This window comes from Bradyrhizobium sp. CCBAU 53415, from assembly GCF_028128735.1.
In the GTDB taxonomy this organism is placed as follows: domain Bacteria; phylum Pseudomonadota; class Alphaproteobacteria; order Rhizobiales; family Xanthobacteraceae; genus Bradyrhizobium.
In genome coordinates, this window is the sequence record NZ_LBJF01000001.1 from 222,142 (window position 1) to 237,679 (window position 15,538).

The window sequence follows — 15,538 nt, forward strand, 5'->3', positions numbered from 1 at the left end:
GGGCTTCTCCGGCCCCGAAGGACAGGAAGGGCTGAGTCAGGCCTCGCCGGAGCCCGAGAAGAGCGCTGTCGGCGGCGTTGCGCGCGGCGGCGGTATCCGTGCGTAGCTCGACCCGTTGATCTTGAGGTCGTACCGTTTGGCCAGGTCGAGCAGCCGCCGTCGGGTGAACGGATCCGCCTTCTCCGCCAAATCGCGCGCCCGCTGCGCGAAGCCTCTGTAGAACTCTTCCACGACGCCACCCCCGCAACATCACTGAAAGCCAGATTTCAATGCGCGACGCTCTTCGCGTCAAGTGGTCTGACGCATCCGACGAGAGGCAAGGTCGGCGCGACACAGGACGAAGCGTCCGTCGGCAAATATGCCTTGGCTTTCCGGTCGCTTAGCTCAGAGCGACCGGATTGACGACATTCCGAATTCGTAGGAACAAACTGCCTGTCGGGCGAGTCGTTCGGGTGTGCTGAACATCGCGCTTTGTGCACCGCCATGCGTTATGTGGCCTATGCAGTCGATCTATGCGGCGTCGTCCATGCGGTCTATGAGCTGGAGTGCGGCGCCGATGACGACGCAAGGTGTCGAGCCGCGAAACTCCTCGAGGCACATCCGGTCATAGAGGTCTGGAGCGGCGCTCGGTGCGTCGGGCGATTGACCGCCGATGCGCCCGGGGAAGAGGATCATGCGTCCGCGCCCGATCAACGGCATAGCGCCTGACAAGACCGAGGACGACATTGCGCGCGAGCAGCTCGGCCCGCGCGGCATTCCTGGCGCTCCCGATCCTGCCCGCATGGTGCCGCAAGTCGAGAAGAACATGCCCAAGCACATCGATCCCGGTCATGCCGCTCGATGCGGCCGGGGCCGCCTCCCGCGATAACTGCTCGGCCTTCAGTTGACCGCCTCAATCGCGGCCCGCTGCTTATAGGGACCGCGCCCCTGGGCCGAACGAGCGCGAGGAGATCGAAAGGTTGCTCGCGCAGATCGAGACCGCGCTGAGCTTGCTCGCGCCGGAAGATGGCGCCGGCCCGAGCGACGAGTGACCTTCGTCGGTCACAGCGTGCTGAGGTCGTCCGGCACCTCGCCGAACTTCCGGATCAGCTTGGCGTCGCTGAAGTCGCCGCTAGACGGATCGCCGGTCCGGCTGAACGCGATCGCGCCCGCGTGACCCGGCTTGCGGGACAGCGCCTCCGCCCTCATCACCGCGGCGTTGGCGCTGAGGCACTCTGTCGCCTCGCCGGCGGTTAGGCCGTCGTCGAAGAAAACGAACGGTAGAGCGACATAGTACGTCACATCAGCCATCTGCCCCATCCTTGCGTTCTCGCGCTCCTGGGAGCCGTCCACGGGCGTAGCCGGTCGACGCCTTCGTCCGGAGCTCTTCGAACTGGGTCTCCAGGAAATCGTTGGCCACGATCAGGGCCTTGACCGCTTCCCTTGGTCGCCTCCGCAGGCCGCGATCGCCTAGTCGGTGGCGGCCTCAAGATCGTCAGGGGCCAATGCGGCCTGCTCGGAAGTGGCGTTCATCCGATTATGTTCCTGTTTCGTTCCCAGGAGTCAAGAGGCTCCCTCCGAATTCCGGTGGGGCAGCGGTCGAAGTCGGATGAATATCTCCGGGGATGGCAGGCCGCGTCTCGGAACTGCCGCCTGCCGTTCGTCTTGAATCCAGGCCCGCCCCGATCGGAGTTCTGGGTACATGCCCCCCCGAGCTAACTGGAAAGGGTTTCTGAGACTCTCGCTCGTCACGTGTCCAGTGGCGCTCTACCCGGCGACCTCGGAGAGCGAGAAGACCAGCTTCAACCAGCTCAACCGACAGACGGGGCATCGCATCAAATACTTGAAGGTGGACGCCGGCACCGGCGACGAGGTGCCGAACGAAGACATCGTCAAGGGGTACGAGCTCGACAAGGATCAGTACATCGAGGTGACCAAGGAGGAGCTCGAGGAGATCGCGCTCGAGTCCACGCGCACCATCGAGATCGACGAGTTCGTCGACAAGGCCGACATCGACCCGCGCTACCTGATCCGCCCCTATTACATCAGGCCGGACGGTAAGGTCGGCCACGACGCCTTCGCGGTGATCCGCGAGACCATCCGCGAGATGAACAAGGTCGCCATCGGTCGCGTCGTGCTGACGAACCGCGAGCACATCATCGCGCTCGAGCCGATGGACAAGGGCCTGGTGGGCACGCTGCTGCGCTATCCCTACGAGGTGCGCAATGAGGCTGAGTATTTCGACGAGATCCAGGACGTGAAGGTCACGAAGGACATGCTGGACCTCGCGAAGCACATCGTGAACCAGAAGGCGGGGCGGTTCGAGCCCGAGAAGTTCGAGGACCACTACGAGACCGCGCTGATCGACCTCATCAACCAGAAGCGCGCCGGCAAGCCGATCACACCCAAGTCCAAGCCGGCGGCAACAAACGTCGTCGATCTGATGGAGGCGCTGCGCCGATCGGTCGGCAAGGAGGCCGCGCCGGCGAAGACGGGCAAGCCGGCCAAGAAACCCAGAAAGGCAGCGAGCGGTCAGAAGGAGATGCTGATGCCGATCGAAGGCAAGAAGCCGAAGGAGGCCGTGAAGAAGTCGGCAGCCAGGCCGCAGCGGAAGTCGGCGTAGGAACCGAGACGCGGGAGGCCGGTTTCTGTGACGCCGCTCTGGGAGGTTCGCATGGATATGAAAGAGACATCGGCGATGACGGAGGCCTCCGGATTGACGGACGAGCAGGGCGGCCTCGAGCGGGCTTCGGCGGACGGGTCGAGCGCGAAGACCGGGTCCGCGGACGGCAGGGCAATCCCGCCAACTTCGCAGGATGCAGCGGTGCGCTGGGCCGAACGACTGCGCAAAGTTACCGTGAAAGCCCCGCTGCAGTCGCTCCTTGTCGCGTTTCTGCTCGGCATTTGGTTTGCTGGTCGCCGTTAGAGGCTGCCGATCAGCACGCGATCGCAGGGCCTGGGCGGGCAGCGCGAACCGAGCTCCCGAGATTACCATTGATCTGGCGAATGGGTCCGGCGGCGAAGTCGCCGCTATGGGCTTGGAAAAGCATCGTAATCGGCATCAGCGCAGCAAAAGCCGACCTCCAGAGGAGCTCGCCTGAAGGACGCGCGCCGGGGCCGCTGAGGAATACGCCGCCGATCTCCGGGAGATCATCAGAAAGCTCCGCGCGCGTCTGCTTAATTGAGACGGGGGCGCGACATCAATGATGGCCGCGCGGTGGAACTCGCTCGCGCGGCGGCCGTTGCATGGCCGCGGCAGCAGTAGCGAATAGGAGAGCACGTGAACCGACGCCAACTTGTTCAAGGGTCGGCGGTGCTGCCGGCGTTGCTGCTCGCCTCGCGCAGCGGCTTCGCCGCAGCGTCGGATGACGCGTTCGGGCCGTCCACGGTGAGGGACCTGGCCCGTGCGCTGGCCGGCAAACCGTACGAGGCGCCGGACGAGAAGCTGCCACGTGGGTTGAAGGACCTCGACTACGATCAGTACCGTTCGATCCGCTTTTTGCCGGAGCGCGCGCTCTGGCGCGGCAAGAATCTTCCGTTCGAAGCACAGTTCTTCCATCGCGGCTTCTTCTACAAGAACAAGGTGAGCATCTTCGAAGTCGCGGACGGAAAGGCAACCGAGCTCAAGTACCGCAAGGCGGACTTTTCGTTCGGCGAGAAGGTCCCTCCGTTCGAGGACATCGATCTCGGCTTCGCCGGCTTTCGCATCCATGCGCCGATGAACCGTCCCGACTATTACGACGAGGTCTGTGTTTTCCTGGGCGCGAGCTATTTCCGCGCCGTGGCCAAGGGGCAGACGTACGGGCTCTCCGCTCGGGGTCTTTCGATCGATACCGGCGAAGCCAAGGGCGAGGAATTTCCGTTCTTCAAGACGTTCTGGCTGGAGCGGCCGGCGCCGGGTGCGACCTCGCTGGTGATCCATGCTCTGCTCGACAGCAAGAGCTGCGCCGCGAGCTACCGATTCACCGTGCGCCCCGGGGAGACCACGGTGTTCGATGTCGAGATGTCGGTCTACCCGCGCGTCGAAATGCAGCGAGCCGGTCTCGCGCCCATGACCAGCATGTTCTTCTACGGTCCGAACGACCGCAACGACATCGACGATTTCCGTCCGTCGGTCCATGATTCCGATGGCCTTGCGATCTTCAACGGGAAGGGCGAAAGCCTGTGGCGGCCCCTCAGCAACCCCCGCGACCTGCAGATCAGCACCTTTCAGGATCTCAATCCGCGCGGGTTCGGCTTGATGCAGCGGGAGAGAAACTTCTTCGCCTACCAGGACATCGAATCCAGCTTCGAGAAACGCCCAAGTCTGTGGATAGAGCCGATCGGTGATTGGGGCGAGGGCGGGGTCATGCTGTTCGAGATCCCGACGAAGGAGGAGGTCCACGACAACATCGCCGCATTCTGGCGGCCGAAAAACCCGCTGCAGGCCAAGGGCGAATACATCTACACCTATAGGCAGCATTGGGGTCCGGACAGCCCGAAACCGCATTCGCTGGCCAGATTCACGCGAAGTGGCATCGGGGCGAGGGGCGAGGACGCGCGCATGTTCGTGCTCGATCTGGTCGGCGACAACCTCAAGGGCGTCGATCCCGCTGGCGTCAAAGGCGTCGTGACGGCGGAGAAGTCCGAGTTGAAGAACATTGTCACGCAGCCCAATCCGTACACCGGCGGCTGGCGGCTCAGCTTCCAGTGCCAGGTGAAAGGCGAGCCGATCGAGCTGCGCGCGTTTCTTACCGAAGGAGACAAGCCCTTGTCGGAAATCTGGGTCTATCGATGGGCACCGTGAGCACGGCCCCGCGACCGATCGCCGGCGATATCGGGAACCAGCGCCTGCTGCCGCACGAGTCCCCACTTTCCATGGCTCCCGGCGACCTCGGAAAGGACCGGGTACCCGACCGCATTCCTGCGCCGGTTGCCCCCGCAATGGCCTGGCGGCGCGGCCTCATCCTCTTCTCGACGGCGGCGCTCACGGCGGGCGGCGGATATGAGATGTATCGCGTGCTGGAGGTCGGCGGCGTCACCGTCCTCGAAGCGGTGGTGCTGGCGCTCTTCCTGGTCCTGCTCGCCTGGGTCGCCTTTTCGTTCGCCTCCGCGCTTGCCGGCTTCTTCGTGCTGCTGGTCCATCGTCCGGACGCCGTCGCGCCAGATGCGGAACTGCCGGCGATCGCAAGCCGCACGGCCATGCTGCTTCCGACCTACAACGAAGACCCGCACCGATTGACGGCGCGGCTCCGTGCGATCATCGAATCCTTGGAGACGACCTCGCAAGGAAGGCTGTTCGACTGGTACGTTCTGAGCGACAGCACCGATCCGGACATCTGGGTCGCGGAGGAAAAAGCGCTCCTCGCGCTGCGACAGGCGGTCGGAACGCCACGGCTGTACTATCGCCACCGAGCCGAGAATACGGCGCGCAAAGCCGGGAATATCTCCGAGTGGGTCACGCGGTTTGGCGGCGCGTATGACTTCATGATCGTGCTCGATGCCGACAGTCTGATGAGCGGGCAGACCATCGTCCGATTGGTCCATGCCATCGAGAGCAACCCGAACGCCGGGCTCGTCCAGACGCTTCCCATGGTCATCAACGCGCGAAGCCTGTTCAGCCGCGTCCAGCAATTCGCGGGCCGCCTGTACGGCCCCATGATCGCCGCCGGCGTCGCTTGGTGGCACGGCTCGGAAGGAAACTACTGGGGCCACAACGCGATCATCAGGGTAAAGGCCTTCGCGGAGTCGGCCGCGCTGCCGCAGCTGCGCGGGCGCAAGCCATTCGGCGGGCACATCCTGAGCCACGATTTCGTCGAGGCTGCGCTGATGCGTCGGGCCGGATGGGGCATCTACATGCTGCCGACGCTTGGCGGCAGCTACGAAGAGGTGCCGCCTTCGCTCCTCGATTTTGCGGCGCGCGACCGACGCTGGTGCCAAGGCAATCTTCAGCATCTCGCTGTCGTGCCGGCGCGAGGTCTCCATTGGGTGTCGCGCCTGCATTTCATGGTGGGGATAGGGGCATATCTGACGGCACCGCTGTGGCTCTTATTCCTGCTGCTGGGCATGCTGATTTCGCTGCAAGCCCGTTTCGTGCGTCCGGAGTATTTTCCCAAGGGTTTCTCGTTGTTTCCCACTTGGCCGGCCCAGGATCCCGTGCTCGCCATCTGGGTGTTCGTCGCCACCATGGGTCTGCTGCTGCTGCCGAAGCTGCTGAGCCTGATCCTGCTTTGGATGCAGGACTCGATGCGACGCCAGTTCGGCGGTGCATTGCGAGCCTCGGCCGGACTCTTCGCAGAGATCGTGGTCTCCGCGCTGATGGCGCCCGTGATGATGATCTTCCAGTCGATCGCGGTCGTCGAGATTCTGGCGGGCCGCGATGCCGGCTGGCAGACGCAAAGGCGCGACGACGGCACGGTGGAGCGCCGCGAACTCTATCGGAAATACGGCGTCCCGACCCTGTGCGGCGTTCTAATGGCGGCAAGCGCGTACGCCGTTTCGCTGCCCCTTCTGCTCTGGATGTCGCCGGTCATCGTCGGACTGCTGTTCGCCGTTCCTATCGGCGCGCTGACGGCCAAGCCCGCGTCCGGCCAATTGTTTGCCACCCCGGAAGACCGAGAGCCGCCTGCGGTACTGCGCCGGGCTAACGAATTGAGCGCGTCTGCGGATGTAGGGATCAGATCCGCGTTGGTGGAGCTGCGCGAAGACGCCGCGCTCCTAGCCTTCCATCTGGCGCAGCTGCCACCTCCTCGCGCCGCCAGGCCGGACACGGTCGATGCCAACCTGGCGGTCGGCCGCGCCAAGGTCGAGGCGAGCGATACTTTCGAGGAGGCCGCAGAGCATCTGTCCTTGCGGGAGGTCCTCTCGATCTTGAACGACGGTTCGGCGCTCTCGACCGTGTTGCAGAAGCGATGAGGCCGGGTGCGCCTATCGGCGAGAGGCAAGGGTCGGGCTCGAAGCCCTTGCTTCGATCGCGCCGCCCTGCAGCGCCGCCCGCCTTTCCGCGACCGCATGATTGAACAGCTCAAGGACGAGGCCGACTGCGGCCATGTCCTCTTGTTCGATGGCTCCCTCGTCGTAGCACTTGAGGGTTTCGCCGATGATCGAATCGACCTCCCGCTGCGACGCCAGCAGGTCCTGTTCGGACCCGGCATCCCGGACCTCCGAGACCAGGGCGAGAATGCGATTGCGGTAGCCGGTGTTGTCATCCCGCTCGTCCCGGTTCAGATAGCGGCGCAGCCAGGCAGCCGCCGAACCGATCCCGGACAGCAGAAGCAAAGCGAACCAGAAGTAGTCGCTGTACTTGTCCAGAAAGGTCCGCTCGGTCCCGTTGATGACCGCCGCCGCGCCCCTGTGCACGGAGGGCTCCGCTTCCTTCTCGGTGTCGGGCTTCGTGATGTGCGCAGCGCCGGCGACACGTTGCGTGATCGTGTCGCGGACCGCGAACAGCTGCCGATAGAAGGCAGCCGCTTTGGCTTCCGACAGTCCTTTTCTGGTCAGAATGAGATGGTTGACGCTGATGGTGTCGACCTTGTCCTCCGGCCATGCTGGGTTCGCACTGAAGACGCTGCCCGGAATTTCTTCGGATTCGTAGCGAGGGTGCTTCAAGGCGATGGCTTCGGATGCATCGACCGGAAGAAACTTCGGAGTTCCGCGAGACCGGGACGTCGCGGCGATGGCTGCGGCCGTGATCTTGCTGTCGAGCGGACCGACGGCGAGATACGCGTCCAGCGTGGTGTCCTGCGCAAGCTTTTCGATCTCTTCGGTCCCGAATTGAACCGTGGCAACCTTGCCGGGCTGCACGCCTGAGCCCTCTAGAATTGTCCGCAGAACCGCGACGTTGGCGTCGGTCTTTCCGATGATGCCGACCTTATGCCCCGCAAGATCGGCGATCTCTCCGATCTTCGCGGCGGCCTTCTTCTTGGAGTCCTTGCCTGCGCGTCCGGACTGCGACCATATGACGACATAGTTCTTACGCAGGACGGCCAGTGTCTGCGCATCAGCCGGCATGACGAGGTCGCCGCGACCGATCGCCAGGTCGGTTTTGCCGGCGCCCAGGAGGGCAAGGGATTCGGCCGCTCCGGCGGTGGCGATAGGGGACAGTCTAACCGTCCTGCTTTCCTCTTCGAAAGCCTCCGCCATCGCTTGGACCACCTGGTGGTCTTCGCTGCCCGAGGGGCCGACGGCGATCCGAAGAGTCTCGGGCTGCAGGACGTAGAAGAGCGCCGCGGTAGCGGCGCCGAAGACGACGAATCCTAACGCCAACAGGATCAGGAGCCTTCGTTGGCGTCGATCGGGGGCACTCCTGACTGCATCGGACGGTGGCATCAGCGGGCTCTCCGTGAGCAAGCGCCTGGGAGCTTGGGGCGAACCTTCGCCGGACCTGAATGTTCCGTCGCATGCGAGGACCTCTGCGGACGAGCGGGAACCTTGCCATTATTCGTGGGTTCTCGCATGCCGCATATGGCGGCGAGGAGAGAAAGATGAACAAGCTTCTGCTGACCGATGCGATGGCGGTGATGATCTCGACGGGCGCGATGGCGCAGTCCACCGTCGTCACCACCACCGGCCACGCTGCCGCTGTACAGATCGAGCCGGAATACCGCACGAAGATCCGCACCTATGTCACCGAGCACAAGGTCCGTCCGGTGGAGACCCGCGAGAAGATTCTCGTCGGCCAGCCAGTGCCGCGCGAAGTCGAACTCGATGCGGTGCCTGCCGACTGGCGTCCCTCGCTCACCAAGTACCGCTATGTCTACTCGGGCGAGCGCGTGATGCTGGTCGATCCGTCGACCCGCACGGTCGTCCAGGAGATCGACCAATCCCTCCAGTAGCGGTGGCGCCGAACGAAGCGACCCGCCACTCCAATCCGGCCCCCGCCGGTACCTGATTTCTCATTTGCGAGCGGCCGTTCATGCCGATCATTCGTTATTTCGTCTTCGTCGGTGGGCTGCTGCTGGCGCTGCTCTTCGCTGCGGACCGGTATCTGCCGGCGCCGGTTGAGAAGGCGGGCCCGTCCGATCCGGACAGGACCATCATCCGGATCACCTCGGCGAGGAGTCTTCCGGAGAAGATCGTATTCGATACGCGTGCCCGCACCGATTTGCCCACAATCGCTCAGGCCGATCCGCTCATCGAAGAACCCGGGCAACAAGTGCGCGAAGCCATGGCCGCAATGCCTGCAGCACCTGTCGTCGAGTTGAAGAAAGAGGCGCCTGTGCGCGCCTCCGCAGCGGCCCGCCCCCATCCGAAGCGCGCGGCAAAGCTACAGAAAAGGACACCCGACCGACGTCTCGCGTTCGAGCGACCCGACTCGTTTGCCGGCGGATGGTGGTGAGCAAAGAAAAAGGCCGCTCCCTCGAGGTGCGGCCTTCGTTGACTTGAGTGGGCTGCTCTCACCAGTGCCGGTAGTGCCGATGCCAGTGATGCCGAACGATCGGATAGGATCCGCCGTAATAGGCGTAGGCCGGGCGGGCGACTTGGCGATAGCGATAACCGTAGCTGACGGGCGCAGTGTAGTAGGTCGTGGTATAGCCGCCGCCCCAGCGATACGGCTCGTCGTAGCCGTAGTCGTAGGCGTAAGGACCGCCATAATAACCTGCGCCGTAGTAGCCAGGGCCGCCATAGTAGCCGTAGCCGGGTCCCCAACCGTACGCCGTGGAGGCAAGCCCGCCGATCACGGCTCCCGCAACCAGGCCGCCGGCGAGGGCCGGTCCCCAGCCGCCCCGCCAGTGAGCTTCGGCAGGAGAGGTCGAGGCCACCGAGGCCAGACCAAGGGCGCCGACCATCAGCGCCGACATTGCAAGCTTCTTCATCTGAACTCCTTTCACGCTACGCATGCCCTGCGCGATAACGGGAAAAATAGGCAATGGTTGCTGCCCCGGCGACGAGGGGCAACGGGATATCGGCCCCGGGTCAACGTCGCTCGAAGCGTCGAGCTTCGAGCATGAACGCCGCTGCGCAGCGGAGTTCGGACTGGAATGCTGCGGCGCGAGAGAAGCCCCGCGACGTGGCCACGTTAACAATGTTGAATTCGCCGTCGGATTTCTTGCGCTAGGATTTCTCTCTCGCCTTTCGGGGGTTCCCATGTTCGATCCGGCCACGACCGCGCTTTTGCGCGCCGTACTCGACGATGTCTGCGCAGACATCTCGCGCTTCGAAACCGGTGCTCGGGTCCGCGTAGCTTCTCGGATTCTGGAAGCCGCGGCCAATGGCGACACTGCTCGAGAGAGCCTGAAGAAGGTCAGTCGCCAGGCACTTCACGAGGCTCCTTCGATGTGGCGATAGCCGGGACGCCGGGTGATCTTCCAGGTCACTGTGCTCAAGATCCTGGTGAGCTATCCCGACGGATTCGCGTCGTGGCGGACCTCAAGCGCGACATGGCGATTATGGCGACGAGCGGGCGCGACTGGGCCGAGCGGACCAAGCGCCTCGCCGCGCGTGCGCCCACTCTCGACATCTTCGCAAGGTCTGGTCGAGCGTCTGAATGGCGGCTGGCGGATCACTGAGAAGGGCCGCGCCTTGTTCGAGTTCATGGAAGCGAAGCCTGGCGAGATGCGGACGGAGAGCGTTGCGCCCGCAGCGGAGCCTTCGGCTACAGCCCAGGCGTCCCCGCTTCTGGCCGCTAGGCGCTCCGGCCGAAGCGAACGTCTGCAGCGCCGCCGCGCGGCACGCGAGCGAGCCCGCGCCAAAGCGAGCTGGCGCGCCTACTCCGGTCGACTACGGACGAGCGGGAAAAAACGGAAACTTTGCCGACCGCCTTGAGTTGCCAGCGACCGGATTGGCCGCGAGAGCATGAAGATGGTCGACGAAGTCGTTCTGAAGAACGCCACGGAGACAGCCTGGTCTGTCTACCGGGCGCGCCACCCTGACGTCGACCCGCAGGACAACAGGCGCTGCCTTCTCGAGCGCCATCTGCCGAGGAGAGGAGAAGAGCGGGAGAGCGATACCGAAGAGCTCGCCGGCTTCGGGATTGCCTATCTGCACCGGTTCTTCGGGGACGGATGTTGAGGACCATCAAAATGCTCGTGGCGCGCCTAGCCCGCGGAAGCACAAGGCCCTCTTGGACGCTGCTCGCGATTTCCTTTCTCATCTCCGCGGTCGTCGTGATCGGCCTGCGTCTCGCGTTCGGAGGCTAGTTCGGTGCGGATTGCCCAGCTTGCGCCCTTGGCCGAGAGCGTTCCTCCCAGACTGTATGGCGGGACGGAGCGCGTGATCGCCTGGCTGGTGGACGAACTGGTCGGCCTCGGACACGACGTCACTCTGTTCGCGAGCGGCGATTCGAAGACAAAGGGCAGGCTTCACGCGGTGTGGCCTCGCGCGCTGCGCCTGGGGCGGAAAGGGGTCGACGCGAACGCGGCCTGCGCGCTCCTGATCGAGGCCATCGCCGAGCGCGCGCGCGAATTCGACGTCATTCATTCCCATGTCGACTGGCTGCCGCTGCCGGTGTTGAGCCGGACCGGTGTGCCGTTTCTGACGACGATGCACGGCCGTCTCGACCTGCCCGGCTTGTCCGAAGTGATCGGGACTTTCGCCGAGGCCCCTTTCGTCTCCATCTCCGACAACCAGCGCCGTCCGCTTCCCGGTGCCAACTGGATCGCGACGATCCAACACGGATTGCCCAAGGACCTGTTTCGCCCCTCCTACGACGTCGGGTCGTACTTGGCGTTTCTCGGACGACTCACGGCGCAGAAGAGGCCGGAAGCCGCCATACGCATCGCGCGCGCCGTCCGGATGCCGCTGCGGATCGCGGCCAAAATACCGCGCGCGGAGACGGCCTACTTCAAGAATAAGCTCGAACCCGAGATCGACTGCGTGCACATCCAGCTGGTCGGCGAAGTGGACGAGGCGCGCAAGCAGCCGTTCCTCGCCGGCGCCGCCGCCTTGCTGTTTCCGATCGACTGGCCGGAGCCTTTCGGCCTCGTCATGATCGAGGCGATGGCGTGCGGGACGCCCGCGTAGGATTGTCCCGGACGAGTTCGGAGCGGAACCATTTCATGGCAATGCGGCACCGCCCCCAAACCCTTTTGTTCTCGAAGTGTAGCAGCTCACCGGCGTCCAGAAAGTATGAAATGATACGTTGCCGCAGAGATGCCGAATATCTGGAGACGCTGGGATCCGAAGCGTTGAGCGGCGCGATCAAGTCGCTCGAAAGGGGCGAAAGGTTATTGCTGATCTCTTCACAGCAGCCGATGGTCCCATCGACCCGGTGGCGGAAGCGGAATCTCACGCAAGAGTAGGGGACTACTTTCTATCCCGGTTCGAATCCAGGCCGGGTCTCCAAAACGTTTCCATTGGCAGGCGAAGCTACTCCCGGCGCACGTCGATTGGTTAACGCTGCGCCGCATCCGTCATTTTGCCGAGCAGCGATCTTCTGGCTTGCAGGAAGAAATCTCGACCCGACCTCGTGACAGTTTGCCGAGATTCTGCGCGCATCGCCCCTGCTGAGATCGGTGAAAGGCGCGGCAGCCAGTAGAACAGCTAAGCCGAGGGCGTCCCCTTCGTCTGGCCGAGCTCCTCTACTATTCGAACGATCTCCTCCGGATGGAAGGGCTTCTTCACGATGCGGCTGCCGGGGACGGGGCGTGGAGCGACGGGCGAGAACCCGGTCGCGTAGATGACCGGCAGCTCCGGATACTGCTCTCGGTAACGCTCCGCGATTTGCCAACCATCGACCTGTCCTGGCAGCCTGACGTCGGTGACCAGCACATCCGGGACCCGGCGTTTGCACCAGGCCAGCGCCTCCTCGCCGGTACTCGCGTGGATCACGTGATAGCCTGCTTCGCGAAGCGCCTCGACGACGAACTCGCGGATCAGTGGGTCGTCCTCGACGAGAAGTATGCTCACTGGTCGCTCTTGATGGATCGCATGTGTCACGCATCGAACGGCGCAAATGCTCTGCCGTTCCCGGAAATCCGATGGCTCTCTTCCAGATGGGCCGGTCGGGTGGAATCAGCGATCGCGCGAGGAACGGCCGTCCGCGGCGAGTGGCTTTCAATCCATGAACAGGCTCTACCCGCTGGTGTGGAGCACCGCCTCCCGACGCCCGTCCGGTACGGCATATCGGCGAGCATCATGCTGGGGTGCGCCGTGTTGCAGATGGCCTTGCAGATGCAGACCGGCTCGCCGGGTTCCTGCTGCTCCCCGGCGTGTTTCTGTCGGAACTGATCTTCGACCGCGGGTCCGGAATATTCGCTGCGATCGCTGCCGTAGCTGTTGGGGCCTATCTCAGCTATGCCGGCAGCAAGGGCATCGATTACTTCGCGACCAATGCGCTCTTTGCAATCACTGCCGCCGGGACGGCCGCTGTCGCCGAATTCCAGCGCGCTGAACTGCGCCGTGTCGTCCTCGCTGACAAAACGAAAGCCTTGCTGCTGCAGGAGATGGCCCACCGGACCAAGAACAACCTCGCGATCCTTGGCGGGATGATCAGGCTGGAGGCCAGGCACGGCGGTCCCGAAGTCGCAGCCGTGCTGCAAGCCAACGCGCGTCGCCTGCAGGTGATGGCGGAGGCCTACGACCATCTCTCTCCCAAGCGGGATTCGAGCTCGGTGAACATGCGCTTTTTTCTGAACAACGTCGTTGAGAAGGTCTTCCAGTCTTTGGCGGCTTCCGGACCAATAGCATTCCAGGTGGCCTGCGAGGACGTCGACCTCGCCAGCAACCATGCGCTCGCGATCGGCATGATCACGAACGAGCTTGTGACGAACTCGCTGAAGTACGCTTTTTCCGGCGACAAGCCCGGCCACATCGCGGTCTCGTTCGCGAGCGGAAGCGGCATCGAGCTGTCAGTCTCCGATAACGGAGTCGGCCTCCCCGAGGGGGCAGAGCCCGGCGGATTGGGGTCGCGCATCGTCCAGCCTGGAAGGTTAAACTTCCTAGAACAGGTCGCGCTCGGCCACGTCGACGAGAGCCAGACCAGCGAGATGTCTGCAATCCGGAACAGTACGTCCCCGGGGTATGGCAGCGTCGAACGAAGGATCACGATCAGCGGCCGGCCCACTGATGCCGATCTGAGGCGCATCATCGATGCAAACCTTCGTCCGGTCGCGCTTCCGGAGACCGACAAAACGTGACGAACTTATGTGTGTTTTGACGCTCTTATGAGGTGCATCACACCTTTGTCGCGCTAGACCACTTCACGATGCCGGGTGCCACTACAACATCTCCATTTCAAACGAGGCCGATCTAAGCATGATTTGCAGAGGCATCAAGGTCTTACGCGTAGGCCATACGCAAGGTTGCCGTGGCACGTATGCAGCCACACTGTGGTCGCTAGTCAGCCTTACAGAAGGGCTAGGTGGACCGGCCATCGCGCGTCCTCAGGCAGTTACGTCGGCGATGCCTGCGACTGGCGCTGTGGCCTTGTCGGCCCGGGGCAAGCGCGGGAAGCTTACTTGCGAGAGGTTTCTCGCCCGTGCCTTCGAGCGCTCGCTCCTGAGAGGTGGGTAGGCCCGTCTGTTCCAGCAAAGCAAGAAAGGCCCGGCCTTTTTCCGTTATGATCCACTGTCCGGGTTCTCGCGCAACCAGCCCTTGTCCGAAAATATTGAGATCCGGCGCCCGCTCCGCCAATCGCTTCATGCGAGCCGTCCAGTCCGGACCGCTGGTGTAGAACACCGCCAGGTAGTGCTTCAGGACGGCGAGACTCGCGCGGCCTTCCGGTTGGCCGGCGAGAATTTTAAGTATCGAGACCTGAAAACTCAATTTCTCTAACCAAACGCGATAGCACGAACGCCGCACACCTTAGCGGCACCTGCCGGACCCCGCGCTGGACTTCAAAACAAGAACCTGAAAAAATGCTGATGTACGGATGATCCGGCAAATTTGGTCAAAGCTTGGACTGTCCTTTTTCTAATCTGGGGAGGCCCTTTTGAAGTCTTCGGCCCTTCCTGGATGGCCTGCAGGCTGTCGAGCACTTGACCGGACGGAGCTTGCACGCTCACCTCAGGTCGAAACTCGCGAGCGCGAGTTTTCGATCTAAGGTCGACGTCGCAAGAAAGCTGAAGACTACCATACGCGTGTGAATGTATCGGCGCCCTTCAGCTTGCTGGGCTTGCCATTCTTATCAACGTAGAACAGCGTCCATGACGTTGGCATTTGAGGACCGTTAATCTTTCCAACCCACTGGGTGAAAGAATTGCACTGACCGAAAGTAACAACAAAATACAGTCCGGTTGGACCGACGGCTCCCGATGCGGGATAAGGGATGCCCTGGCAGGCAAACCCTTGAGCATGGTTTGTGAAGGTCCCTTGTATGGCCCCGCCATTGACGGACCAAACAAACAGTTCCGAGCCCCGTTCATTCTTCCAGTATGAGGGAGCAGGAAGCCCCTGCGCCCAGGCCTGACCGATGGCCAAGCAAAACTGCGCGATCAACAAAAATGCCAGAAGTCTCTTCATATTGAAGCCCCAAAAGTGTTCGCCTAAAAGCAGCAATTTGGATCGCCAGTCTGATACAATCTGAGGTGACGTTCGCTGCTCTTATCTCGCGTTCAGCAAAGGATTGCGGCGCATATGCACGAATTCATGCTGGATCTCGACGTCGCTCCAGCTCCGCGGGCTCTGCATCCGCAAGCCGGTT

18 protein-coding genes, 1 tRNA gene and 2 pseudogenes are annotated in these 15,538 nt (G+C 63.1%); 13 read left to right on the forward strand and 8 right to left on the reverse strand.

Annotated features, from left to right (window positions below; all coding sequences use genetic code 11):
- Positions 1-36: 36 nt before the first annotated feature.
- On the reverse strand, positions 37-231 hold the full coding sequence (locus XH87_RS00865; protein WP_271585807.1) for a hypothetical protein: 195 nt from the start codon (positions 229-231) through the stop codon (positions 37-39).
- Positions 232-510: 279 nt separating this feature from the next.
- A complete protein-coding gene (locus XH87_RS00870) occupies positions 511-675 on the reverse strand; it encodes a hypothetical protein (RefSeq protein WP_271586592.1) in 165 nt (54 codons plus the stop codon).
- On the opposite strand from XH87_RS00870, the gene XH87_RS00875 reads away from it, so the two are divergent.
- Positions 674-868, forward strand: a complete 195-nt coding sequence (locus XH87_RS00875; protein WP_442868228.1) for a hypothetical protein — start codon at positions 674-676, stop codon at positions 866-868. The genes XH87_RS00870 and XH87_RS00875 overlap by 2 nt on opposite strands.
- A 173-nt stretch (positions 869-1,041) precedes the next feature.
- On the opposite strand, the gene XH87_RS00880 is transcribed toward XH87_RS00875, so the two are convergent.
- Positions 1,042-1,290 carry a hypothetical protein gene (locus XH87_RS00880; RefSeq protein WP_271585808.1) on the reverse strand — a complete coding sequence of 83 codons (249 nt, stop codon included), beginning with the start codon at positions 1,288-1,290 and terminating at the stop codon, positions 1,042-1,044.
- A 391-nt stretch (positions 1,291-1,681) separates the two neighbouring features.
- Here XH87_RS00880 and ku point away from each other — a divergent pair, with 391 nt between their 5' ends.
- The 4 genes from ku to mdoH all read left to right on the forward strand — a co-directional run bounded on the left by ku (position 1,682) and on the right by mdoH (position 6,873).
- Positions 1,682-2,602, forward strand: a complete 921-nt coding sequence (gene ku, locus XH87_RS00885; RefSeq protein WP_271585809.1) for a non-homologous end joining protein Ku — start codon at positions 1,682-1,684, stop codon at positions 2,600-2,602.
- A 51-nt stretch (positions 2,603-2,653) separates the two neighbouring features.
- Positions 2,654-2,905, forward strand: coding sequence for a hypothetical protein (locus XH87_RS00890; RefSeq protein WP_271585810.1), 252 nt, complete (start codon positions 2,654-2,656; stop codon positions 2,903-2,905).
- Between the two features lie 399 nt (positions 2,906-3,304).
- Positions 3,305-4,765 (forward strand): glucan biosynthesis protein G, encoded by a 1,461-nt coding sequence (locus XH87_RS00895; RefSeq protein WP_442868238.1) that lies wholly within the window; start codon positions 3,305-3,307, stop codon positions 4,763-4,765.
- Positions 4,753-6,873 (forward strand): glucans biosynthesis glucosyltransferase MdoH, encoded by a 2,121-nt coding sequence (mdoH, locus tag XH87_RS00900; RefSeq protein WP_271585812.1) that lies wholly within the window; start codon positions 4,753-4,755, stop codon positions 6,871-6,873. The genes XH87_RS00895 and mdoH overlap by 13 nt, the downstream gene beginning before the upstream one ends.
- 12 nt (positions 6,874-6,885) lie before the next feature.
- Here mdoH and XH87_RS00905 read toward each other — a convergent pair whose 3' ends face one another.
- Positions 6,886-8,286: a TAXI family TRAP transporter solute-binding subunit gene (locus tag XH87_RS00905; protein WP_271585813.1), complete on the reverse strand. Its 1,401-nt coding sequence runs from the start codon at positions 8,284-8,286 to the stop codon at positions 6,886-6,888.
- Between the two features lie 155 nt (positions 8,287-8,441).
- Between XH87_RS00905 and XH87_RS00910 the strand changes: the two genes are divergently transcribed.
- Both XH87_RS00910 and XH87_RS00915 read left to right on the forward strand, forming a co-directional pair.
- Positions 8,442-8,792 (forward strand): DUF1236 domain-containing protein, encoded by a 351-nt coding sequence (locus XH87_RS00910; RefSeq protein ID WP_271585814.1) that lies wholly within the window; start codon positions 8,442-8,444, stop codon positions 8,790-8,792.
- Positions 8,793-8,872: 80 nt separating this feature from the next.
- Positions 8,873-9,295, forward strand: coding sequence for a hypothetical protein (locus XH87_RS00915; RefSeq protein WP_271585815.1), 423 nt, complete (start codon positions 8,873-8,875; stop codon positions 9,293-9,295).
- Between the two features lie 58 nt (positions 9,296-9,353).
- Here the strand turns inward: XH87_RS00915 and XH87_RS00920 are convergent, their stop codons facing one another.
- The gene (locus XH87_RS00920) at positions 9,354-9,773 is read right to left on the reverse strand and encodes a hypothetical protein (RefSeq protein ID WP_271585816.1); all 420 of its coding nucleotides are present in this window, start codon (positions 9,771-9,773) and stop codon (positions 9,354-9,356) included.
- Positions 9,774-10,044: 271 nt separating this feature from the next.
- Here XH87_RS00920 and XH87_RS00925 point away from each other — a divergent pair, with 271 nt between their 5' ends.
- The 5 genes and pseudogenes from XH87_RS00925 to XH87_RS00945 all read left to right on the forward strand — a co-directional run bounded on the left by XH87_RS00925 (position 10,045) and on the right by XH87_RS00945 (position 12,240).
- Positions 10,045-10,245: a hypothetical protein gene (locus tag XH87_RS00925; protein WP_271585817.1), complete on the forward strand. Its 201-nt coding sequence runs from the start codon at positions 10,045-10,047 to the stop codon at positions 10,243-10,245.
- A gap of 12 nt (positions 10,246-10,257) precedes the next feature.
- Positions 10,258-10,722, forward strand: a pseudogene (locus XH87_RS00930) (hypothetical protein).
- Between the two features lie 30 nt (positions 10,723-10,752).
- Positions 10,753-10,968: a hypothetical protein gene (locus XH87_RS00935; RefSeq protein ID WP_271585818.1), complete on the forward strand. Its 216-nt coding sequence runs from the start codon at positions 10,753-10,755 to the stop codon at positions 10,966-10,968.
- Between the two features lie 132 nt (positions 10,969-11,100).
- Positions 11,101-11,913, forward strand: a pseudogene (locus XH87_RS00940) (glycosyltransferase family 4 protein); the annotation flags it as partial.
- Between the two features lie 247 nt (positions 11,914-12,160).
- Positions 12,161-12,240, forward strand: a tRNA-OTHER gene (locus XH87_RS00945).
- Positions 12,241-12,438: 198 nt separating this feature from the next.
- Here the strand turns inward: XH87_RS00945 and XH87_RS00950 are convergent.
- On the reverse strand, positions 12,439-12,804 hold the full coding sequence (locus tag XH87_RS00950; protein WP_271585819.1) for a response regulator transcription factor: 366 nt from the start codon (positions 12,802-12,804) through the stop codon (positions 12,439-12,441).
- Positions 12,805-13,040: 236 nt separating this feature from the next.
- Between XH87_RS00950 and XH87_RS00955 the strand changes: the two genes are divergently transcribed.
- Positions 13,041-14,033 (forward strand): sensor histidine kinase, encoded by a 993-nt coding sequence (locus XH87_RS00955; protein WP_271585820.1) that lies wholly within the window; start codon positions 13,041-13,043, stop codon positions 14,031-14,033.
- A 220-nt stretch (positions 14,034-14,253) separates the two neighbouring features.
- Here XH87_RS00955 and XH87_RS00960 read toward each other — a convergent pair whose 3' ends face one another.
- Together XH87_RS00960 and XH87_RS00965 are read right to left on the reverse strand one after the other, a co-directional pair.
- Positions 14,254-14,661 (reverse strand): hypothetical protein, encoded by a 408-nt coding sequence (locus XH87_RS00960; protein WP_271585821.1) that lies wholly within the window; start codon positions 14,659-14,661, stop codon positions 14,254-14,256.
- Between the two features lie 303 nt (positions 14,662-14,964).
- Complete coding sequence (locus tag XH87_RS00965) at positions 14,965-15,357, reverse strand: avidin/streptavidin family protein (RefSeq protein ID WP_271585822.1); 393 nt, start codon at positions 15,355-15,357, stop codon at positions 14,965-14,967.
- Positions 15,358-15,538 lie beyond the last annotated feature (181 nt).